General features: G+C 42.1%; 19 protein-coding genes. 13 read left to right on the top strand and 6 right to left on the bottom strand.

What is annotated here, in order from left to right; genetic code table 11:
- The 11 genes from QVP90_RS14010 to QVP90_RS13960 all read left to right on the top strand — a co-directional run.
- Positions 1-268, top strand: a 268-nt coding sequence (locus tag QVP90_RS14010; RefSeq protein ID WP_288204572.1) for a RagB/SusD family nutrient uptake outer membrane protein, incomplete at its 5' end; no start/stop codon positions are given.
- Between the two features lie 42 nt (positions 269-310).
- Positions 311-1210 carry a T9SS type A sorting domain-containing protein gene (locus QVP90_RS14005; RefSeq protein ID WP_005925028.1) on the top strand — a complete coding sequence of 300 codons (900 nt, stop codon included), beginning with the start codon at positions 311-313 and terminating at the stop codon, positions 1208-1210.
- Between the two features lie 99 nt (positions 1211-1309).
- A complete protein-coding gene (locus QVP90_RS14000) occupies positions 1310-3859 on the top strand; it encodes a M6 family metalloprotease domain-containing protein (RefSeq protein WP_021936796.1) in 2550 nt (849 codons plus the stop codon).
- A gap of 586 nt (positions 3860-4445) precedes the next feature.
- Positions 4446-5438 (top strand): GIN domain-containing protein, encoded by a 993-nt coding sequence (locus tag QVP90_RS13995; protein WP_021936795.1) that lies wholly within the window; start codon positions 4446-4448, stop codon positions 5436-5438.
- 164 nt (positions 5439-5602) lie between these two features.
- Positions 5603-7399 (top strand): 30S ribosomal protein S1, encoded by a 1797-nt coding sequence (gene rpsA, locus QVP90_RS13990; RefSeq protein WP_005925017.1) that lies wholly within the window; start codon positions 5603-5605, stop codon positions 7397-7399.
- Positions 7400-7471: 72 nt separating this feature from the next.
- Complete coding sequence (locus QVP90_RS13985; protein WP_044093534.1) at positions 7472-8386, top strand: ribonuclease Z; 915 nt, start codon at positions 7472-7474, stop codon at positions 8384-8386.
- A gap of 31 nt (positions 8387-8417) precedes the next feature.
- Positions 8418-8780: a T9SS type A sorting domain-containing protein gene (locus QVP90_RS13980; RefSeq protein ID WP_005925013.1), complete on the top strand. Its 363-nt coding sequence runs from the start codon at positions 8418-8420 to the stop codon at positions 8778-8780.
- Positions 8781-8787: 7 nt separating this feature from the next.
- The gene (locus QVP90_RS13975) at positions 8788-10605 is read left to right on the top strand and encodes a L,D-transpeptidase family protein (RefSeq protein WP_021936794.1); all 1818 of its coding nucleotides are present in this window, start codon (positions 8788-8790) and stop codon (positions 10603-10605) included.
- Between the two features lie 14 nt (positions 10606-10619).
- Positions 10620-11171, top strand: coding sequence for an RNA polymerase sigma factor (locus QVP90_RS13970; RefSeq protein ID WP_005925009.1), 552 nt, complete (start codon positions 10620-10622; stop codon positions 11169-11171).
- A 17-nt stretch (positions 11172-11188) separates the two neighbouring features.
- Positions 11189-11596 carry a hypothetical protein gene (locus QVP90_RS13965; RefSeq protein WP_005925007.1) on the top strand — a complete coding sequence of 136 codons (408 nt, stop codon included), beginning with the start codon at positions 11189-11191 and terminating at the stop codon, positions 11594-11596.
- Between the two features lie 25 nt (positions 11597-11621).
- Positions 11622-12059: a hypothetical protein gene (locus QVP90_RS13960; RefSeq protein WP_005925005.1), complete on the top strand. Its 438-nt coding sequence runs from the start codon at positions 11622-11624 to the stop codon at positions 12057-12059.
- Positions 12060-12194: 135 nt separating this feature from the next.
- Here the strand turns inward: QVP90_RS13960 and mazG are convergent, their stop codons facing one another.
- The gene (gene mazG / locus QVP90_RS13955) at positions 12195-12980 is read right to left on the bottom strand and encodes a nucleoside triphosphate pyrophosphohydrolase (protein WP_021936793.1); all 786 of its coding nucleotides are present in this window, start codon (positions 12978-12980) and stop codon (positions 12195-12197) included.
- A gap of 219 nt (positions 12981-13199) precedes the next feature.
- Between mazG and QVP90_RS13950 the strand changes: the two genes are divergently transcribed.
- Entirely contained in the window at positions 13200-14084 is an 885-nt protein-coding gene (locus QVP90_RS13950; RefSeq protein ID WP_005924995.1) for an NAD(P)-dependent oxidoreductase, read from the top strand.
- On the opposite strand, the gene QVP90_RS13945 is transcribed toward QVP90_RS13950, so the two are convergent.
- On the bottom strand, positions 14067-14855 hold the full coding sequence (locus QVP90_RS13945; RefSeq protein ID WP_005924992.1) for an aspartate dehydrogenase domain-containing protein: 789 nt from the start codon (positions 14853-14855) through the stop codon (positions 14067-14069). The two genes, QVP90_RS13950 and QVP90_RS13945, sit on opposite strands and share 18 nt — an antisense overlap.
- Before the next feature lie 51 nt (positions 14856-14906).
- Positions 14907-15971 (bottom strand): DUF3810 domain-containing protein, encoded by a 1065-nt coding sequence (locus QVP90_RS13940; RefSeq protein ID WP_021936791.1) that lies wholly within the window; start codon positions 15969-15971, stop codon positions 14907-14909.
- Positions 15972-16146: 175 nt separating this feature from the next.
- Between QVP90_RS13940 and QVP90_RS13935 the strand changes: the two genes are divergently transcribed.
- Complete coding sequence (locus QVP90_RS13935) at positions 16147-18780, top strand: valine--tRNA ligase (protein ID WP_021936790.1); 2634 nt, start codon at positions 16147-16149, stop codon at positions 18778-18780.
- Between the two features lie 114 nt (positions 18781-18894).
- On the opposite strand, the gene QVP90_RS13930 is transcribed toward QVP90_RS13935, so the two are convergent.
- The 3 genes from QVP90_RS13930 to QVP90_RS13920 all read right to left on the bottom strand — a co-directional run.
- Entirely contained in the window at positions 18895-19341 is a 447-nt protein-coding gene (locus QVP90_RS13930; protein WP_005924983.1) for a hypothetical protein, read from the bottom strand.
- A 66-nt stretch (positions 19342-19407) separates the two neighbouring features.
- Positions 19408-20505, bottom strand: a complete 1098-nt coding sequence (locus tag QVP90_RS13925; RefSeq protein WP_021936789.1) for a DUF6340 family protein — start codon at positions 20503-20505, stop codon at positions 19408-19410.
- A 219-nt stretch (positions 20506-20724) separates the two neighbouring features.
- On the bottom strand, positions 20725-22477 hold a 1753-nt coding region (locus QVP90_RS13920; protein ID WP_288204561.1), incomplete at its 5' end, for a preprotein translocase subunit SecA.

Genomic DNA, 22477 nt, shown 5'->3' with positions numbered 1-22477 from the left:
TGTAGAGATGGCTTTCGAAGAGACTACTTATTGGGATTTGCTTCGTTGGGGAGTTGCCGTAGAAAAAATGAGTGGAGCTACTAATCCTTTGAAAGCGATGAAAATAGTAAAAGAAGAGGGTAAAGATCCGATATATACGATTTCAAATATGAACAAGTATCCTAAACGTGTACGTGAGTTTCGTCAGATGCAATATTATTATCCCATACCTTGGGATGAAATACGTTATCATGGCGTTGAACAAAATCCAGAATGGGAGGAAGTTTAACCTTTATCAATCAATGTATTATTAACTTTAATAAAAAAATGTATGAGTAGAAAAATTACGGTCTTATTAATGACTTTAAGTGTGGTTATGTTTGCAAATGCACAAGAGTATAATCTATTTGATCCGGCTGATGTGGATGCCAATGGATGGATATGGTTCGATACGCAGGAAAAGATAGACAAGTATATCGGTCAGGCAAACAATGAAGATGGAAAGATAGATCCGAATGGAAAGATTATTCAGTTGATTTGTGCGGATTTTGGAGATTATGAAGACTCTACGGCCGATCCGGCTGTAAAGGGAGCAGGTACTGATGGAGAAATGGAAAGTGCGGATGCTAAAACCGGTGCTATTGTTACTGCCAGTTCTTCTTCTGCAATGAATACGAATGGTGGCGGCTTTGTAGTACGTATGCCTTCATGTGTATCTTTTAATATATTCATATCAAGCGGCGTGAAAACTTATGTACGTCTGTTAGGAACGACGGAACAAGATAAACCTTTTAAAGATTATACAATTGTTTCTGCTATGTATTCAACTATGTTTAAGCCATTGATGAGTGCCGGACAAAAAGAATGGACAGGAATGGAGACTTTGGATAGTGGTAATGAACCCTATTTCAAATTAAAATCAGATGCTCCTATTTATGCCCGGTTTGAATCATTGACAAAAGCTCCTTTGTATATTCACGGAATGAAAGTGCTTACTTCAACTAAACCTTCCGGTATTAATGACACATCAATTAATTCTGAAATTGAATTTGATGGTATTACCCTTTCTTTGGGAGAGGTTGCAAATGTGCAGGTTTATACAACTACCGGCGTATTGGCCGCATCGGCTATAACAGACAAGATGAATTTGTCTCCTTTGACAAGTGGTATATATATTGTGAAAGCAAAGAACGGTACTACCGAACGTACTACTAAGATTGTTATCCGGTAATAATTTTTATAGGGAAAACCTGCTTGTACTCATTGGAATCTGAGATGATGGGACGGTAGTTGTTTTCCCTTTTTTATTTATTTTTTAATACATAAAACAATGAAGAGATATCCTATTCTTTGGATCGTTGTTTTATTCTTTCCGTTACTGCTGTCGGCTGCCGAAAAGAATAAAGGTGAGTTGAGCAACTTGGTTTGTTTTTTGCGTTTTAATGACGAAGACAACAAGGAGCAATTCGACAAACCTATCAGCTATTACGAAACGATGTTTAACGCTGAAGTTGAAGGAGCTAATTCTGTGTATAGCTATTTTCGAGAAGCTTCTTATAATCAGCTTTTTTGGAAAAGTTCTTTCTTCCCCAAATCAGACGGTACACAGATCATTTCTTATAAAGCTAAAAATGAGCGTGGATATTATCGGGAAAAGAATAGTATTAATGATTTAGGGTATAGTAATGAAACGGAAAAAGCTGCTCGTGAACAAGCTTTAATAAAAGAGCTTGCTGCTTATTTGTCTGAAAATCTTCCTGATGATGTAGTGATTGATGCCAATAATGATGGTTTACTCGACAATATTTGTATAATTGTAAGCGGCAATTCCGATCTGAGCAGTAAATATATGTTATGGCCTCACCGTTCCGATTTGGCATTACCTGATGAGAAAGCTATTTATGTGAAAGGCAAAAAGATCGTGGGGTATCTGATGGTATTCAATGATGCGAATGGTTGGAGTTCTCTGAGTCCTGTTCCTTTGAATACAGGAGTTCTTTGTCATGAGATGTCACATACGCTCGGTACATATGATCTTTATCATGTAAATGATAATTTGAATCCGGTAGGAGTTTGGGATTTAATGTCCGATAATCTGACAACTCCTCAGCAGATGAGCGCTTATACTAAATACCGCTATTGTAAATGGATTGACGAGATTCCTGAAATATCTACTCCGGGGACTTATACCTTAAATCCGGTAGGAGGTACAACAAAAGAAAATATAGCATATAAGATTAAACCGACAGGTTCGGATGAATACTTTATAGTGGAATATAGAAGAAAGGACGGGACATTTGATAGAGGGTTACCGTCTTCCGGGTTATTGGTTTATCGCATTAATCCGAATGTAACGGGTGGAAATCTGAATTATAATGGAACTACCCGCTTGGACGAGCAGTATCTGTTTCGTCCGGGTGGAACAGTGACACTTGACGGTGATATCTCAAAAGCTGCTTTTAGTACAGAAAGCGGGCGTACTGCGATCGGAGGCAATGCGGAACTTAAGCCTTTCTACAGCGACGGTAAAGAAGCGAAATTTGCGTTGGCAAATATATCCTCTTGTGGTGAGACCATTTCTTTTGATTTGTTGGAACTGACACCGCAGATTTATATACCTAAACCGAATGTCACTTTGGGAGGGGCAATAAACAGCACTGCTCAAGTTATTGTTGAGTCTGATGTAGCATGGCGAATAGTCGATGTCCCCGATTGGTTGACAATTACCCCGCTTCAGGGAGAGGCCGGCCAGTCGACAATCGTTCTTCAGGCTAAATCGGCTAATGAGAATGCGCAGCTACGTATATCTGATTTTCATTTGCAGGGAGTAGAAGATCCATCGATAACTGCTATTGTTAATGTGTCGCAACGTTCCGATCTAATACAGTCACCTTCTGCATTGACTGCCAAAGAAGAAGGAAATACGGTTGTATTGACGTGGGTGGCACCTCATGAAGGAACTCCGGCGTTGATGGAAGATTTTGAAGACTCGGGTAATCTGGCGAAATGGACAATCAAAAATGAGGGTAACCGGGGATGGCTCTGGCAAAAGAACGAGAAGTATAAAGAGCCTTATGCCGGAAATTATTCAATGCGCTTGTTGGAGGCATGGGAAGATATCCATCAGGATGAATATCTGATTTCTCCTGTTTTTGCCAATGGAAAATCGCTAACTTTCTATTCAAAATCTACAGCTCCGCAAAAAAATAACCCGCAGAACTTTTATTATGTAGAAGTAAGTTCGGACGGTGGTACCACATGGAAGCAGATTTGGGATTTGAAAACAGATTGCTCTGTAGTGAACAAATACACCCGCGTAGATATCGATTTATCTCCTTATATGTCTGATAACATGAAGATTGCTTTTCATGCATACGATACAAATCAGACGGGGCTATCTTACTGGTGGCATGTAGATGATGTCGCTATTTATCCGCAGGTAGAGCATTCAATGATAACAGGTTATGCCATCTACCGCAATGGAGAGAAAATAGGTAATTCCGTAACTTCTACTTTTACGGATATCGCTCCGCTTTCTGGAGAGAATGTATATACTGTACGCGCGGAAGGTGCTTTTGGGGATACACCGGATTCGGAATCGGTAACTGTATCATTTACAGGAACCGGTATCTGTAAATCACCTGTTTCTTTGTCAGAAGTAACAATGTTGCTTTATCAAGGAATGCTTCATTTGGAAAGTGAAAATAGGATAGAGACTTTGGTTCTCTACTCTTTAGATGGAAAACCTGTTCTGTTTACTGCTCCGGGAGAAGAGTCTTGTGATATCAGTATAAACCATCTTGAAGCCGGAGTGTATATTGCTTATGTCTTCATGCAAGATCAGAATCATCCGGTGATACGGAAATTGATGCTAAAATAATCTCTCTTTAGTTGACAATTATCTTCCACTATTTGAATGTCGATCGATGTTTGGATAGTGGAAGATTTTTTTTGAGTTGTCTTCTAAAGTGCAAAAGAACCACCGGTTTCAGCATGAATCTTTGACTTATGAACTGAAATTGTTCTGCAAACTGCCTTTATTCAGTATGTTTTTACCCTCTTCACCGCTTTCACCTTTTTCAATCAAAGCCTTTATTCATCGTAGATGCAGGGTGAAGCCCTGGTCGGCACGGTCCTTATGCACCATAAAGGCGGTTCTTACGAGTCATGAGCACGCTTGTTATTGACGGCAAGCACGGTGCATAGCAAGAGGGGGATCGCTTTCACCCTTAATTTCCGATGAATAAGCCGATAGAGCAAAAAAGGTGAAGGAGATGAAGGGGGTAAGTTCATAGTCAACTATCTGTTTTTTTATAGATAGGAGAGAAACGCTGCGAATGAAAACTGTACCGATTTATATTTTTATTATTACTTATCTCTGATTTGCTACAAAAAAGTTTCTATGCCATGCAACTTTTTCCCACTGCTGGTCGTCTATTAATATAGAAACTACAAAATTGAAACCTATGAATAGTAAAATGAAGGGATTTATCGGAATGATTGTATTGTTTTCATTCTTGTTTTCTGTAACAACGGTTTGTGCTCAGACCAGACGTGTAAAAGCCAGTGGAACGTATAAAACCAAAGAAGTTAAGATCACAAACTTCGATAAAATCAAACTCTTGGGAAGTCCTACAGTCATTTATACACAGTCTGCCAATAATAAGTCGACATTAAAAATTTACGGTTCGGATAATGTGATCGACTTGGTGGATTGTACGGTAGCAGATGGCGTATTATCCATTTCTTTTAAGAATAGGACCAGTATTGAATTTGGCAAACAGGGGAGACTTAAAATCATGGCTTCCAGTCCTGTGTTGAAAGATGTGCATCTACAAGGTTCCGGAGACGTTGTCTTAGATAGTAAACTGGAATGTGATAATTTGTCTTTGACATTGCAGGGCTCCGGGGATATTACTGCCGGTGAAGTTGTTTGTGCAAATGATCTTGCGGTCACTTTGCAAGGTTCCGGAGATATTTCTATTAAGAATGGCGTGAAAGCTGGGAATGCAGCTTTGAATCTGATAGGTTCCGGTGATATCGATATTTATAATATGACGGCAAAGTCTGCGGCTGCTACTCTTCAAGGTTCGGGTGATCTGAAAGTGAAAGGTGGAAATGTCGTAGGTGATGTTGTGATTAGCTTACTGGGTGCCGGTGATCTGAATTTTGCAGGTATTCAGGGAAATAATGTAAGAGCCGAGTTGAATGGTTCCGGTGATTTGAAAGTGACAGGTACAGTTCAACAGGCTGTCTTGATGCTGCGGAACTCCGGTGACCTGGATGCGAAAGATTTGAAAGCCGTAGATGTAGACGCTACGGTAAATGGTTCCGGAGATATTTCATGCTATGTTTCCGGTACATTGAAGTGCGATATTTCGGGGAGCGGTGATGTAGGCTATAAAGGTAATCCGGTTAATGTGCATTCGACCGGAAGAAATAAACCTCATAAATTGTAAAATTGCATACAGAATAACTTAAGTGTCTGAAAATTAGCCGTCGTGAGACGGCTTTTTTTGTTCTAACTTTTTGTTAGTCCCGAAAAATGTTCTATCTTTGCGCCCGATTTATAGATAATATAATGTCTTATTTAATTAAAGTATTTCAAAACAAGTAATTATTAATGGAAAACTTAAAGAACATTGCTCCTGTTGAAGATTTCAACTGGGAAGCGTATGAGAATGGCGAATCATTCGCCGGCGCCAGCCACGAAGATCTTGAAAAAGCTTACGACAGTACGCTTAACAAAGTTAACGACCGTGAGGTAGTTGACGGAACTGTAATCGCGATGAACAAACGTGAAGTTGTTGTGAACATCGGTTACAAATCAGACGGTATCATTCCTTTGAATGAATTCCGCTACAATCCCGATTTGAAAGTAGGTGATACTGTAGAAGTATATATCGAAAATCAGGAAGACAAAAAAGGACAGTTGGTTCTGTCTCACAGAAAAGCACGTGCTACTCGCTCTTGGGATCGTGTGAATGCTGCTTTGGAAAATGAAGAAATTATCAAAGGTTACATCAAATGCCGCACTAAGGGTGGTATGATCGTAGACGTATTCGGTATCGAAGCATTCTTGCCGGGTTCCCAGATCGACGTTAAGCCGATCCGTGATTATGATGTATTCGTTGGAAAAACAATGGAATTCAAAGTTGTTAAAATCAACCAGGAATTCAAAAACGTGGTTGTTTCTCACAAAGCTCTTATCGAAGCTGAACTGGAACAACAGAAGAAAGAAATTATCGGTAAGCTTGAAAAAGGACAAGTTCTTGAAGGAACCGTTAAAAACATCACTTCTTACGGTGTATTCATCGATTTGGGTGGCGTAGACGGATTGATCCATATCACTGACCTATCATGGGGACGTGTAAGCGATCCGAAAGAAGTGGTTGAACTCGATCAGAAGCTTAACGTTGTTATCCTTGATTTCGATGACGAAAAGAAACGTATCGCTTTGGGTCTGAAACAACTTACTCCGCACCCATGGGATGCTCTTGATCCGGACTTGAAGGTAGGTGATCACGTGAAGGGAAAAGTAGTCGTTATGGCTGATTACGGTGCATTTATCGAAATTGCTCCGGGTGTTGAAGGTTTGATTCACGTATCTGAAATGTCATGGTCACAGCACCTGCGTTCTGCTCAAGACTTCATGAAAGTGGGCGATGAAGTAGAAGCTGTTGTATTGACTCTGGACCGTGAAGAACGTAAGATGTCTTTGGGTATCAAGCAACTGAAACAAGATCCATGGGAAACAATCGAAGAGAAGTATCCTGTAGGTTCTAAGCATACTGCAAAAGTTCGTAACTTCACTAACTTCGGTGTATTCGTAGAAATCGAAGAAGGTGTTGACGGATTGATTCACATCTCTGATCTTTCTTGGACGAAGAAAGTTAAACACCCTTCAGAATTTACTCAGATCGGTGCAGACATCGAAGTTCAGGTATTGGAGATCGACAAAGAAAACCGTCGTTTGAGCCTTGGTCACAAACAGCTTGAAGAAAATCCTTGGGATGTATTCGAAACTGTATTTACTGTAGGTTCTGTACACGAAGGAACAATCATCGAAATGTTGGATAAGGGTGCCGTAGTTGCTCTTCCTTATGGTGTTGAAGGATTCGCTACTCCGAAACATCTTGTAAAAGAAGACGGCTCACAGGCTCAGTTGGATGAGAAACTTGAATTCAAAGTGATCGAATTCAACAAGGATGCTAAGAGAATTATCCTTTCTCATAGCCGCATTTTCGAAGATGTTGCAAAAGCAGAAGAAAGAGCTGAAAAGAAGGCAGCTTCTAATGCAAAGAAAGCATCTTCAAAGAAAGAAGACGCTCCGATGATCCAAAATCAGGCTGCTTCTACAACTTTGGGTGACATTGACGCCTTGGCAGCTTTGAAAGAACAGTTGGAAGGTAAGAAATAATTCTTTTCCAATATATTTTTAGAAAGGGTATCAGCATGCTGATACCCTTTTTTCTTTATCTTTGTGTCCGTTATGGAGAGATTTGAATTACATATATTGGGATGTGGCTCTGCGCTACCTACTACACGGCATTTTTCAACTTCACAAGTGATAAACCTGCGTGATAAACTTTTTATGATAGACTGTGGCGAGGGGGCACAGATGCAGCTTCGTAAGTCCCGGTTGAAGTTTTCGCGCTTGAATCATATTTTTATCTCACATTTGCATGGTGATCATTGCTTCGGCTTGCTTGGGCTTATCTCGACTTTCGGACTGCTCGGGCGTACAGCCGAATTGCATATTCATTCTCCTAAGGGACTTGAAGAACTATTTTCTCCGTTGTTGGCTTTCTTCTGTAAGAACATGAGCTATCGGGTTGTTTTTCATGAGTTTGCAACGAAAGAACCCAGTGTGATTTACGAAGACCGTTCAGTAGCGGTTACGACTATTCCTTTACAACACCGCATTCCTTGCTGTGGCTTTTTATTTGCTGAAAAACCTCGTCCCAATCATATTATTCGCGAAATGATAGATTTCTATCAAGTGCCTGTATATGAATTGAATCGTATTAAGAATGGTGAAGATTTTGTAACTCCGGAAGGGGATGTTATTGCAAATTCACGCTTGACAAGACCTTCTGCTCCACCCAGACGCTATGCATATTGTTCTGATACGATTTATCGGAAAGAAATAGTTCAACAGATTTCCGGAGTGGACTTATTGTTTCATGAAGCAACCTTTGCACAGACAGAGTCGGCCCGTGCAAAAGAGACTTTCCATACGACTGCTGCTCAAGCGGCTCAGATTGCCTTGGATGCAGAGGTGAAACAACTTGTCATTGGGCATTTCTCTGCCCGCTATGAAAATGAACAGGTGTTGCTGGATGAGGCTGCTGCCATCTTCCCTTCTACGATTTTGGCAAAAGAGAATCTCTGTATTAATCTATAGCAACTTTCGGGGGCAAAGTTTGTTTTATAGAATGGAACAACGTATATTTGTAGAGAATAAAATAGATTCATATGCGCATCAGATGAAAAGGTTATTTTTATACTTTTTCTTGGTTTTGGCTCTTTTGTCTTTTTCTTCTGTGATGGCACAGGACGGACGAAAGGTGGAGACGGTTCAACATGAGCCGGTTTCTCTTACTATTACCGTGTCTGGAACAACGATCCGTGTTCAGAATGCTACTCCGGGTTCAACGATGGAAGTATATGATATTCTCGGAGTAAAGATTACGTCTGTACGTATTGATACAGCCGATAAAACAGTTACTTTGAACTTGCCTAAAGGATATTATATTTTTAAAGTAGGCGATACGGTCCGGAAAGTAGTAATAAAATAAAGAGCGGATGATGAAGCGGATATTATTAAGCTTTTTTATTCTGCTCGTTGCATTGTCTGCTTGCAAAAAGCAAAAGGAACCGAAAACTTTGGAGGCTCTTGCTTTGTCTTCCTTTCATGAATTGGTAAATCCTGCTTATTTGATAAATTCCGATAGTATTCGCCGGTATATCCGTATGAATCTGTCGGCCGTCCATGATACTGCTGTTTGGGATTCGGTCGTTACCGAATATTATACTGCTAATGATACCCTGATCTGGTTCGGAGATGAAGTCGGTTCACGTACGGACACCTTGCTTTATTGGTTGGAGAATTCTTATCGCCACGGTATAAATCCCGAACTTTTTGCTGTTTCCGGTATGCGCAGTGATCTGGAACGTTTTCGTTCTTTGCAGTTGAACGAAAGGAGTGTCAACCATTTATTGGCTGGTCTGGAATATCGATTGACGGCTTCCTATTTGCATTATGCTTGTGGGCTTTCATTCGGTTTTCTTTCTCCTTCCGAAATCCTGAACAATCTGGAAGAAAAGACTTCTGATGTCCGTAAACAGGCAATTACGAAATCGAAGAATGAAGATGTATCTCTCATTCCGTTGAAGAAATGTGATAAGGAGTTTGCGCAAGGAGCATTGGATAAGTTAAAACAAGATGCCTGTTCCGCTTTTCGTCAGATTCAGCCGTCTTCCCGGTTCTATTTGAGTTTACAGAAAGAGTCGGATCGTTTGGATTCTTTAGGTGAATTTGAGTTCGAGCCGATTCCTCTTATTGGTGATACATTATTGAAAGTAGGAGAGAGACACCGGATTGTACCGTTGATAGCACAAAGACTTTTGCAAACGGGAGAACTGCAACAGGATTCGGATTCCATAGAGAATGGGTTGACTCCTGCTTTGCTGGAAGCTGTCAACCGCTTTCGGATAAACAACCGCTTGGCTACTGATCATTCAATCGGTACTTATACCATTCGCTATTTGAATCATCCTTTTTCTTATTACAAAGATCTGCTGCATATCAATATGGAGCGTGCCCGTTGGCAGTATGCATTGGAGAAAGGAACTAAATACGTCTTTGTCAATGTGGCGGCTTGCATGCTTCAGGCATTTAATGAAGAAACTGATTCTATTCTTGAAATGCGTACTTGTTGCGGTTCAGTAAGAAATAAGACACCCTTGCTTTCCAGCCGGATTTATTATATGGAATTAAATCCGTATTGGAATGTTCCCCAAAATATCATACGCAAGGAAATCATTCCGTCTTACCTTCGTGATACGACTTATTTTACCCGAAATCGTATGAAAGTATACGATAAAAACGGAGTTCGGGTAAACCCTCGTGATATAAAATGGTCTAAATACAAGGCAGGTGTTCCTTTTACTGTAAAACAGGATAATAAAGAAGGTAATTCATTGGGCCGTATTATTTTTCGTTTTCCTAATTCTTTTGCTGTCTATCTGCACGATACACCTTCCCGGCGAACATTTGCCAGAGCTAATCGTGCTGTGAGTCATGGCTGTGTGAGATTGGAGAAAGCATTGGATTTTGCATTCTTTCTGTTGAAAGAACCCGATGAACTGCTGGAAGACCGCATACGGATCGCAATGGATATAGCACCGAAAAGCGATGAAGGAAAGAAACTGACTCGCAGCCAGGCGTATCGGGAACTCAAACATTATAGTTTGAAGGAGTCTGTTCCTGTGTATCTGGATTATCAGACAATGTATCTGGATGCCGCCGGGCAGCTCAGTTACTGTGATGATATCTATAAATACGATGCTCCTTTACTTGAAGCATTGAATAAATTGAACCATAAAAACATAACATACTGAATACTAATAACCTTATGAACCCTTATAATGAACGAGAGGTTTTGTTGCTCCTTCAGGATGAGAGTACACAGCGGAAAGGATTTGAGATGATTGTGTCGCAATATAGCGAACAGTTGTACTGGCAAATCCGGCGGATGGTGCTTTCTCACGATGATGCGAACGACTTGCTTCAGAATACGTTTGTCAAGGCATGGATGAATATTGATTATTTCCGGGCGGAAGCGAAGCTTTCCACCTGGCTCTATCGTATCGCCTTAAACGAATGTATTACTTTTCTGAATAAGCAACGTGCCATGAATACCGTAGCCATTGACGATCCGGAAGCAGCAGTTGTCCAGAGGCTGGAGAGCGATCCTTATTTCTCGGGCGACCAGGCACAATTGATGTTGCAAAAGGCTTTGTTGTCTTTGCCGGAGAAACAGCGTATGGTTTTCAATCTGAAATATTATCAGGAAATGAAATATGAAGAGATGTCGGATATCTTCGGAACATCCGTCGGTGCCTTGAAAGCATCTTATCATCACGCGGTGAAGAAAATCGAAAAGTTTTTGGAAGGGATCGATTAAACCTTTTAAATCATTCAATGTCTAAGAAAAAGAGAGGAGAAGATTATATGAAAGAAGAAGATGAAATATTGAGGAAAGTGGGCACGGGGAATGCTTTTAAAGTACCCGAAGGTTACTTTGAAAATCTTACTTCAGAAGTTATGGACAAGCTTCCCGAGCAAAAACAACCTGCCTTTGAAGTGAAAGAACCAACGAAGTGGGATAAATTGAAACCACTTTTTTATATGGCAGCCATGTTTGTCGGAGCGGCACTTATTATTCGTGTGGCTTCTGTAAACTATAAGCCTGAAACTACTGAAACAGCATCTATTGAAGCAGTAGAAGTTGACAGCGATGCCGACGAGTATATCAACGCGGTGCTCGAAGGATCGATGATGGATGATTATTCGTTGTATGTATATCTCACTGATGCCAGTGTGGAATAAAATAAACTAAATTGATTTTATAGAAATGAAAAGACTGATAATTCTGCTGTTTATCATTTGTGGTTTTTCTCCTTTGATTTGGGCGGTGGATGGATGTAATCAAGAACGCTTGTCGCCTGAGGAATTCCGTGCCAAACAAAAAGCGTTTATTATTGAGAAGGCAGGTTTGACCAAAGAAGAAGCTGCAAAATTCTTTCCTGTATACTTTGAACTTCAGGATAAAAAGAAAGCATTGAATGATAAAGCTTGGGGGCTGATTCGCAAAGGAAAAGACGATAAGACAACAGAGGCTCAATATGCTGAAATAATGGAAGGAGTGTACGATGCCCGTATCGCTTCGGATCAGTTGGAAAGAACCTATTATGAGAAATATAAGAAAATTCTATCAAATAAGAAGATTTATATGGTGCAGAAAGCCGAAATGCGTTTTCATAAGGAGTTACTGAAAAAAGCGAAGAAATAATGTGCCAATATGACAATGTGCCAATATGCCAATTAGCTGCGCTATGTTTCCACAGGATAATTGGCACATTGACACATTGCCCAATTGGCACATTATTTAAAGCATTCTTTCATTGGCATATTGGCACATTATTTATCATAATCCTTTCTTTTTTGCTTCGTTCCAGATTGCATCCATTTCTTCCAATGACATGTCTTTAAGGTTTTTTCCCTCTTTAATGGTATGTTCCTCCAGATAATTGAAACGGCGGATGAATTTCTGGTTGGTAAGTTCCAGTGCATTATCCGGATTGATCTTATATAGGCGGGCGGCATTGATAAGACTAAACATTACATCCCCGAATTCTGCTTCTGCTTTTTCCTTATCCATATTGGCTACTTCCACTTGGAATTCGGCAATTTCCTCTTTTACCTTATCCCATACTTGTTCCTTTTCTTCCCAGTCAAACCCTACATTCCGGGCTTTATCCTGTATGCGATAGGCTTTTATAAGTGAAGGTAAAGCAGACGGTACACCACTGAGCACAGTTTTGTTTCCATCCTTTTCTTTTAGTTTCAGTTGTTCCCAGTTTTCAGACACCTGTCCGGCTGTATCGGCTTTTACTTCTCCGAATACATGAGGATGGCGGAAGATCAGTTTCTCACAAAGCCGGTCGCACACATCTTTGATATCGAAATCTCCTGTTTCCGATCCTATCTTGGCATAAAAGGCGACATGTAGCAGTACATCTCCCAATTCTTTACATATTTCCTTTTTGTCATCACGCATGATGGCATCACAGAGTTCGTAAGTTTCTTCAATGGTGTTAGGGCGTAAGCTCTCATTGGTTTGTTTTCGGTCCCAAGGACATTTTACACGTAGTTCATCCAGTATATCCAGGAAGCGTCCGAAAGCTTCCATTTGTTCTTTTCTTGAATGCATCTTTTTATAAATATGAGTTTGATATGAGAATATTAGAATTTGAAATCTCTTGCAAAGATAATGCAAACCGAGAGCAGAATAAAATGAACTCGTTCATTTTTTATGCCGAGGGGCGGCTTGTCTTCGCTTTGGGCAAAGATAAGGAAATTCATCACAAGGCGTTCTTCTTATCCGGTTCCTTTTTATTAACTTTACCGCACAAATCAAATTGAAATAATTATGTTCCATAAACTTGTAGCAATAGAGCCGGTGAGTCTGGTTCCGTCAGCAGAAAAAGAACTGTATTCATTTGCAGAGGAAGTGATCCTGTTTCCCGATGTACCGGCGGGGGATGAGGAAGTGGCTGCCCGTATCGGTGATGCCGATGCCGTTCTTTTGAGTTATACTTCCCGAATTACCCGGGAGGCTTTGGAGAAATGCCCGAATGTTAAATATATCGGTATGTGCTGTTCGCTCTATTCTCCCGAAAGTGCCAATGTAGATATCCGTTATGCCAATGAGCGGGGGATAACTGTGACCGGCATTCGTGATTATGGGGATGAAGGAGTGGTAGAGTATGTGATCAGCGAATTAGTGCGTTGTTTGCATGGGTTTGGCCAGGAACCGTGGGACGGGATGGCTCGTGAAATCACCGGATTGAAAGTCGGGATCGTGGGATTGGGAAAGTCCGGCGGGATGATAGCGGATGCTCTGAATTTTCTGGGTGCTGATATTACCTATTATGCCCGTAGCGTGAAACAGGATGCCGCAGAAAAAGGATATCGTTTCCTGCCATTGGAGGAATTGCTTGTCCATAGCGAAGTTGTGTGTTGCTGCCTTAACAAAAACACGGTTTTATTACATGATGCCGAATTCCGTCGGCTTGGCAACAGAAAAATATTGTTTAATACAGGTTTGTCCCCGGCATGGGATGAAGCGGCTTTTGCCGGATGGCTGGAAGGAGATAACCTTTGTTTTTGTGATACGGTAGGCGCATTGGGGGGAACCCGTTTTCTCGATCATCCTCATGTGCGTTGCATGCAGGTGTCTACAGGGCGCACCCGTCAGGCGTTTGACCGCCTGAGCGAAAAGGTGCTTGCCAATTTGTCAGAATACAATGGGTGATGTAATATTGATCAGGGTGTTCACAACCGACCACCCTGCAATATCTGATGTAGCGCTATATACATCTATCACAGCGTGCACTTGGTCGTTCTTTATTTCTACCCTTTGAGTGTCTCCTACGAATCCGGGTGTGGATTGCATGGATACCTGCATTTTCTCCGGTCCTACCGAAGCAAGTGAAGCGGCAACTGCTACATTTACTTTAGTTGGAAACATTCCTATTGCTTCCGTTGCATTCCCCGAAAATACTATGCGTTGCTCCGATTGCAAGGAATCATCGTATACAGCCGTTCCTTTTAATGCATTCGGTCCTTTTTCATTGAAGAAGCGTGCACTGGCATTTCCCATTAAAAAAGCAGTTCTCAGTACATCGAATCCTCCGGTAGCTCCGGAAACCAGATATACACGTGTACCGTTTGCTTTGGCTGTTTTCATCACTTCCTGATAGAATCCGGTGTCTGCTAAAGCACCGATAGACAGAGTAATAATGGAAGTACCGTTCTTTAGTGCCGGTAAGGCAAGCTCTTTCATGGCCGCAGGAGAAGCCGACTCTACCAGATAATCCGGTTTCAGTACCAACAAATCTTCCAATGTGGCGCATGCACGGCATGTTTTCCCGTGTTTTTCCATTTTTGTCACAATACGTTCGGCTTTTGATGCCGTACGCGAATAAACGCCCGTTAAATCATACTCGGGCAATAAACCATTGACAACTGCGTCCGCAACGATATCGGCGAGTCGTCCGCATCCAACAATTACTAACTTTTTCATGTAGCAAAGATAGGACTTTTATGTATAATCCATGAGCTCTCTTTGTGATATTTACTTTCCTGATGACTTCTCTTCTGCGCGGGAAGCATGGTATGAGATCAATAGTCCTATGACTTCCGAATAGTTTTTCCGTCCGCTTTCTATTTTGTTTCCTTTGAGGTAAAGGTCATATATCCAATTCTGTATGTTACCGATCAGCGGACTGTACTTTGCCATCCAATAGGTTTGATTGGAACGGGCTAATTCTATAATTTCCGGGCGGATACGGTTGAATAGTTCCGTATATTCTTCTGCTGTCATGAGTCTTCGTGCATTACCGAGAACATGGCTCAGTATGGAGAAATACCCACTGAAACGTATACTCTCCACCTGCGAGCGGGTACAAACCTCGTAAGCATAAAAGTTAGCTTCGGCTTCACTGGTTATTCCCAATAGATGAGCGAGTTCATGTGTATACGTTGCCGGATATTGTGACGGAGGCAAGTCTCCGTTCAGGGTGAATTCACAAAAGAAAGGTCCCATGCTGCCGCTTACCCCTACCATCGAGATGAGAGGAGTGAATAACATCGTTTTTGCTTTGGGCGAATCATAGGGAGGGCGGTGTATCCCCAGGGTGTCACTAATCTGCTTGTATCCTTTGACAGCCTCTTTACAGACTCTATTTTTGTCGATACCGGTAATTGGCACATACGAATTATTCAGATGCCGGATGTATTCCTCTACAAATGCCTTGAATTTATCGGGGGTATATGCCACATAAGGAATATGGGTGCGTTCGTAAAAATTCTTTTGCGAATAATTCAACCCCCATGCCAAATAAAACCACACATATATCCATAATAGATATTCACCGTCACGTAGCACTATCTTTTTCCACGGTTGTTTTTTTATCCGTCCGTAAATCGGGTAAGCAATTACGCCGATAATGCTGAGGAATATGAACAGATCGCCTATGGCGAAAGGAAACAGACGGGAAAAAGAAGACAGACACAGTGAGATGACAGGATAGACGGATCGTGCATAAAATTCGCCCATGACGGATATTGCCTGAGTGCTCCACACAACCAATAAAAGAATTCCTAAAACAATATATCGTATTTTTTGTCTTCGCTTCATGATCCGTCTTTTCTTTCAGGAAACAAAAATATGCATTTATTAAATGCTGCACGAAAAATTACTTCTATATTTTTCTTTCCACATACAGAAACATCCGGAGAGTGGTAAGATTTGAATTTAAATTATTAATTTTGCACCCATTATTCGCAATAAATTAAATATATAGAAACGTAACATGGAATTAGCAAGTAAGTACAATCCCGCTGACGTGGAGGGAAAGTGGTACCAGTATTGGTTGACCCACAAATTATTCAGTTCGAAACCCGATGGCCGTGAACCTTACACCGTCGTCATTCCGCCTCCTAACGTCACTGGTGTGTTACACATGGGACACATGCTTAATAATACCATTCAGGATATTTTGGTTCGTCGTGCCCGTATGGAAGGCAAAAATGCTTGCTGGGTGCCGGGAACGGACCATGCTTCTATTGCAACGGAAGCGAAAGTCGTAAATAAATTGGCTTCGGAAGGTATTAAAAAGACGGATTTGACCCGTGATGAGTTTCTGAAACATGCCTGGGCATGGACGGATGAACACGGAGGAATTATCCTGAAACAACTTCGTAAACTGGGAGCTTCCTGCGATTGGGATCGCACTGCTTTCACTATGGATGAGAAGCGTAGTGAAAGTGTGCTGAAAGTATTTGTCGATCTTTATAATAAAGGACTTATCTATCGCGGTGTGCGCATGGTGAACTGGGATCCGAAAGCATTGACTGCTCTTTCGGACGAAGAGGTAATCTATAAAGAAGAACATGGAAAACTTTATTACTTGCGTTATAAAGTAGAAGGTGATCCGGAAGGACGTTATGCCGTGGTGGCTACCACTCGTCCGGAAACGATTATGGGTGATACGGCTATGTGTATCAATCCGAACGATCCTAAAAATGCCTGGTTGAAAGGTAAGAAGGTGATTGTGCCATTGGTAAACCGTGTGATTCCGGTTATTGAAGATGATTATGTGGATATCGAATTCGGTACCGGTTGTCTGAAGGTAACTCCTGCCCACGATGTGAACGACTATATGTTGGGTGAAAAGTACAATCTGCCGAGCATCGATATTTTCAATGATAACGGAACACTGAGTGAAGCTGCCGGCCTGTATATCGGTATGGATCGTTTTGATGTCCGCAAGCAGATAGAGAAAGATCTCGATGCTGCCGGATTGCTCGAAAAGACGGAGGCTTATACCAACAAAGTAGGTTATTCGGAACGTACTAATGTTGTGATCGAGCCGAAACTTTCTATGCAATGGTTCCTCAAGATGCAGCATTTTGCCGATATGGCATTGCCTCCTGTAATGAATGACGAACTGAAATTCTATCCTCCCAAATATAAGAATACCTATCGTCACTGGATGGAGAACATCAAAGACTGGTGTATCAGCCGTCAGCTGTGGTGGGGACACCGTATTCCGGCTTATTTCTTGCCGGAGGGTGGTTATGTGGTAGCTTCTACGGACGAGGAAGCATTGAAGTTGGCAAAAGAGAAGACCGGAAATGCGGCATTGACGATGGCGGATCTCCGTCAGGACGAGGACTGTCTGGATACCTGGTTCTCTTCTTGGTTGTGGCCGATTTCTTTGTTCGATGGAATTAATAATCCGGGCAATGAAGAGATAAAATATTACTATCCTACGAGTGATCTTGTCACCGGTCCGGATATTATTTTCTTCTGGGTAGCCCGCATGATTATGGCCGGTTATGAGTACGAAGGCCAGATGCCGTTCAAGAATGTCTATTTCACCGGTATCGTTCGCGATAAACTGGGACGTAAGATGTCAAAATCACTGGGCAATTCACCCGACCCGTTGGAGCTGATTGATAGATACGGTGCTGATGGCGTACGTATGGGAATGATGCTTGCAGCCCCTGCCGGTAATGATATTCTCTTTGACGATGCATTGTGCGAGCAGGGACGTAATTTCTGCAATAAGATATGGAACGCTTTCCGTCTGATCAAGGGATGGCAGGTGGACGACCATGCCGAAATACCAGAAGCTTCCCGTCTGGCTGTACATTGGTTTGAATCGAAACAGAACGAAGTGGCAGCGGAAGTAGCCGACTTGTTCGGTAAATATCGCCTAAGCGAAGCGTTGATGGCTGTTTATAAGTTGTTCTGGGATGAGTTCTCTTCCTGGTATCTGGAAATGATTAAACCGGCTTACGGACAGGCCATCGATCGTTGCACTTATAATGCTACCCTTTGTTTCATGGATAATCTGCTTCATCTGCTTCATCCGTTTATGCCTTTCATTACCGAGGAGTTATGGCAGCAGATGTGTGAGCGTGAAGATGGTGAAAGTCTGATGGTAAGTGCGCTTACATTGGATTCGTACGTAGATACGGATTTTGTGAAGCAGTTTGAAGTGGTGAAGGAGGTAATCAGTAATATCCGTACTATTCGTTTGCAGAAGAACATTGCACAGAAAGAGGCGCTCGAGTTGCAGGTGGTAGGAGAGCATCCGGTAGTCGAGTTCAATGCAGTGATTACCAAGATGTGTAATTTATCTGCTATTACAGTTGTAGATGCCAAAGCCGAAGGAGCGGCATCCTTTATGGTGGGAACTACGGAATTTGCTGTACCATTGGGAAATATGATCGATGTGGAAGCGGAGATTGCCCGTATGGAAGCCGAACTCAAGCATAAAGAAGGATTCTTGCAAGGCGTGCTTAAAAAGCTAAGCAACGAGAAATTCGTAAACAATGCTCCGGCAGCTGTGATCGAGATAGAACGCAAAAAGCAGTCGGATGCGGAGAGTATTATAAAATCTTTGAAAGAAAGTATTGCTGCTTTAAAGAAAGCATGATTTTCATTTTTCGTCTAATAGAAAAGGCATCTCAATTATTGGGATGCCTTTTTTATTAGGTATTTCTATTTGTAAAACTATTATCGGAAAATAGGAGAGGAAAAGAAGCAGTTATTATTTTTCAAGCAATTCTTTCAAGAATGCATCAAGTTCCTGATCCAAGCCTTTCAGTAGTTCGTCGTTTACCAGTAACGTATCATCGTCTACCAGAAGCAGTTCGGCAATGGTCTCTCTTTCTTCATCAACCAGGACAAAAGAATACGGCTTGAGGATGGTGAGTTTGTCAAATTCTCCGCTTTCCTTCATTCTACAGAGAATGGGACGTAGTATACGCTCGGCATTTTCATAAAAATCATCATTTTCGTATGCCGACCATTCCTCTATTAGTACGTTTGCCAGTTCATCATCTTCGTCATCGAAGATGCAAAGCTCGCCGGAATTCTGATTAGGCTGTATATGAATATCTGTAACGATCGTTTGTTCGCAACCGCAAGCAAACTTGCCGATTGCCTTTCGGATAGCCGATTCGATTACAGATTGTGATTGTTGACTCAATTTCATGGGTTTTTCCTCCTTAGTTATTTAGTCCAAAGGTATAAAAAAAATGCCAACCTTCATATGATTTCATTAAAAATCATCATTAAATCGGCTCATTTGCATATTTAATGTCGATAATCCGTTCATTCTTTTCTGCAAGTCTACTAAATAAAGGCTGATCATCACATAATTCGGTATTCGCGAAAGATCTTGTTTCCCTTTCTTTTCGTCGTCGATCTTTTCTACTTTCCGGGCGAGTTCCTGTGCTTTTAATGCCCATTTTTCTGCTTCCGGGATGTCATCTTTCATCTCATGATAAACGGCGATGTTGTGCGCTGCATACATCTTCTTCCTGTCACTTCTGGTTGTTTCAAAGGCTTGTTGCCAGAGATTGAAAGCTTTGTCCCATGAATTCTCACGGACGTATATGATGGCATCTCGCATATATACAGAGCCGTTGGCATAAAGCTGGCGTGTTGCCGACGTCCAATAGGGCAGGAGATGCCTGACGGGAATGGTTCCGGCAAATTCGGAGGCCTCTTTCAGCATCTGTTCTTCTTTGATCATATGGTTTTCCACATAGGCAGGCGTGTTGCCGTATTCTTCCCAAAAAATACTGTCACTCGGAGTAATAGTCAGTATGGGGCGTATCCGGTTCGGAACGTAAATTTTTACCGTTGGCTGTGCCAGCAAGTCGATAGTACCGTAATAACATTGCCAGTCGGCAAGATAGTGAATATATTTTGTGGCTTTCAATTGCAGGTTTTCCAAAGCTATCAGAAAATCTACATCTAACTTGTCGGTCAGTTCGCCTACCTCTTCCTGGCTTAATGTCTCTTCACGTGCTATTTTATCATCGGCACGTAATGCAGAGTCACAAATGACGACTTCATCGAAATAATTTCCGTCCGCTATGGCTCTGGCCAATGATTCTGTTGCTATGCCCGCATCTCCGTGGGTGTAGGCTATGGCACGGGCTACTTCATTACCCGATATCGGCTTTTCTGCTTCTATCCATTTATTGTCGGGGATTGCACTGACATTATTCACAATAGCTACCCGACGCAGTTCGGGAGGAAAATTGATTTCAGCCGGCATCATGTAATCGATGGATATCTGTTCGATGGTTTGGCATGAACCAAATATCAGACAAGAAAGCAATGTAAGAAAGAATGAATATTTTGCCATAGTCTTGTTTTCTTTATTTAGCAAAAATACGATTTTGTGTGGATAAAAAAAAGTCCAAAACAATATTTAATTGTTTTGAACTTTTTTAGGAGGTGAGCAGGTAGTTAGGAGGTGGAATTTAGAAGTTAGTAGTTGGTAGTTAGAATCCTTTCGGCATGTGTACCAAAGCTAATACTCTGCATGGATTCTGACTCCTACCTTCCATCTCCTATCTTTTAATCACTTCCCTTGCCCGTGGCAGTTCTTGTATTTCTTACCGCTACCGCATGGGCAAGGATCGTTACGTCCTACTGTTTTTTCAGCACGTATCGGTTCGCGTCTTACTGCTTCGCGGGTATCTTGCTGTGCGGCGGCTTGCTGGTTCGGATCGTTCAGATCTTGTTTCTGTTCGCGATATTTACTCATATCCTGACGACGTTCGGGAGCGGCTTCACGTACTTCCACGCGTTGTGGCTGTTCGGGGGCTTCCTGTACAGGAATCTGTCCGCGCATCAGAATAGAGACTGTCTGATTATTGATCTTGTTTACCATTGTGTCAAACAGGTTGACAGACTCCAGTTTGTAGATCAACAACGGATCTTTCTGTTCATAGCTGGCGTTCTGTACAGAATGTTTCAATTCATCCAGTTCGCGCAGGTTCTCTTTCCACGACTCATCGATAACGTGGAGCAGGATTGATTTTTCGAAAGATTTCACCACCTCTTTAGATTCGCTTTCATAGGCCGCTTTCAGGTTGCAGGAGATGTTGTACATCCGTTTGCCGTCTGTGATAGGAATCAGAATGTTTTCATACATATGTCCCTGATTCTCATATACCTGTTTGATAACCGGGTTGGCTATTTGAGCCAGACGTTCCGATTTGCGTTTGAAGTTAGCCATTGCTTCATCGAATGTCTTTTCTGCTAATTTCTCTTTCTTTTCATTACGGAATTCTTCTTCTGTGAAAGGAGCATCCATGGCCAAAGTCTGAAGCAGATCCAGTTTACAGCTTTCGTAGTCGGCATTGTTCTCGATGGCTGCGGCACAACGGTCCCATATCATGTTTACGATATCCATTCCGATACGTTCACCCATCAATGCATGCCGGCGTTTGGTATAGACTACCGTACGCTGTTTGTTCATTACGTCATCGTATTCAAGCAAACGTTTACGGATACCGAAGTTATTCTCTTCCACCTTTTTCTGTGCACGTTCGATGGAGTTTGAGATCATCTTATGTTCGATCATTTCTCCCTCTTGGAATCCTAATCTATCCATCACACTGGCGATACGGTCGGATGAGAAGAGACGCATCAAGTCGTCTTCCAGTGAGACGAAGAATACGGACGAACCCGGGTCACCCTGACGTCCGGCACGACCACGCAACTGACGGTCTACACGGCGGGATTCGTGACGTTCCGTACCGATGATGGCCAAACCGCCGGCAGCTTTTACTTCCGGGCTCAACTTGATGTCGGTACCACGGCCTGCCATATTCGTAGCGATGGTAACCGTACCGCTCAAACCGGCTTTGGCTACGATGTCCGCCTCTCTCTGGTGCAGTTTGGCGTTCAATACGTTGTGTTCGATCTTGCGCATGGTAAGCATCTTGCTCAGCATTTCCGAAATTTCTACGGAAGTGGTACCTACCAGTACAGGGCGTCCGGCTTGAACCAGTTGCTCGATCTCTTCGATAACGGCTTTGTATTTTTCGCGTTTGGTTTTGTAAACGCGGTCATTCATATCTTTACGGGCGATAGGACGGTTGGTGGGGATTACTACCACATCCAGTTTGTAGATGTCCCAAAGTTCGCCTGCTTCCGTTTCGGCAGTACCGGTCATACCGGACAGCTTATGATACATACGGAAGTAATTCTGCAGGGTAATCGTTGCAAAAGTCTGTGTGGCAGCTTCCACTTTCACACGTTCTTTCGCTTCAATAGCCTGGTGCAGTCCGTCCGAGTAGCGGCGGCCTTCCATGATACGGCCGGTT

It is taken from the genome of Bacteroides sp. CAG:189 (assembly GCF_000432295.1).
GTDB lineage: Bacteria > Bacteroidota > Bacteroidia > Bacteroidales > Bacteroidaceae > Bacteroides > Bacteroides salyersiae.
This window is presented reverse-complemented; position numbering and strand designations above follow the sequence as displayed.

Bases quoted from the DNA above. Each gene is read 5' to 3' on its own strand.
- QVP90_RS14005 (WP_005925028.1), top strand. From the start codon at position 311: ATGAGTAGAAAAATTACGGTCTTATTAATGACTTTAAGTGTGGTTATG.
- QVP90_RS14000 (WP_021936796.1), top strand. From the start codon at position 1,310: ATGAAGAGATATCCTATTCTTTGGATCGTTGTTTTATTCTTTCCGTTA.
- QVP90_RS13995 (WP_021936795.1), top strand. From the start codon at position 4,446: ATGAATAGTAAAATGAAGGGATTTATCGGAATGATTGTATTGTTTTCA.
- rpsA (WP_005925017.1), top strand. From the start codon at position 5,603: ATGGAAAACTTAAAGAACATTGCTCCTGTTGAAGATTTCAACTGGGAA.
- QVP90_RS13985 (WP_044093534.1), top strand. From the start codon at position 7,472: ATGGAGAGATTTGAATTACATATATTGGGATGTGGCTCTGCGCTACCT.
- QVP90_RS13980 (WP_005925013.1), top strand. From the start codon at position 8,418: ATGGAACAACGTATATTTGTAGAGAATAAAATAGATTCATATGCGCAT.
- QVP90_RS13975 (WP_021936794.1), top strand. From the start codon at position 8,788: ATGATGAAGCGGATATTATTAAGCTTTTTTATTCTGCTCGTTGCATTG.
- QVP90_RS13970 (WP_005925009.1), top strand. From the start codon at position 10,620: ATGAACCCTTATAATGAACGAGAGGTTTTGTTGCTCCTTCAGGATGAG.
- QVP90_RS13965 (WP_005925007.1), top strand. From the start codon at position 11,189: ATGTCTAAGAAAAAGAGAGGAGAAGATTATATGAAAGAAGAAGATGAA.
- QVP90_RS13960 (WP_005925005.1), top strand. From the start codon at position 11,622: ATGAAAAGACTGATAATTCTGCTGTTTATCATTTGTGGTTTTTCTCCT.
- mazG (WP_021936793.1), bottom strand. From the start codon at position 12,980: ATGCATTCAAGAAAAGAACAAATGGAAGCTTTCGGACGCTTCCTGGAT.
- QVP90_RS13950 (WP_005924995.1), top strand. From the start codon at position 13,200: ATGTTCCATAAACTTGTAGCAATAGAGCCGGTGAGTCTGGTTCCGTCA.
- QVP90_RS13945 (WP_005924992.1), bottom strand. From the start codon at position 14,855: ATGAAAAAGTTAGTAATTGTTGGATGCGGACGACTCGCCGATATCGTT.
- QVP90_RS13940 (WP_021936791.1), bottom strand. From the start codon at position 15,971: ATGAAGCGAAGACAAAAAATACGATATATTGTTTTAGGAATTCTTTTA.
- QVP90_RS13935 (WP_021936790.1), top strand. From the start codon at position 16,147: ATGGAATTAGCAAGTAAGTACAATCCCGCTGACGTGGAGGGAAAGTGG.
- QVP90_RS13930 (WP_005924983.1), bottom strand. From the start codon at position 19,341: ATGAAATTGAGTCAACAATCACAATCTGTAATCGAATCGGCTATCCGA.
- QVP90_RS13925 (WP_021936789.1), bottom strand. From the start codon at position 20,505: ATGGCAAAATATTCATTCTTTCTTACATTGCTTTCTTGTCTGATATTT.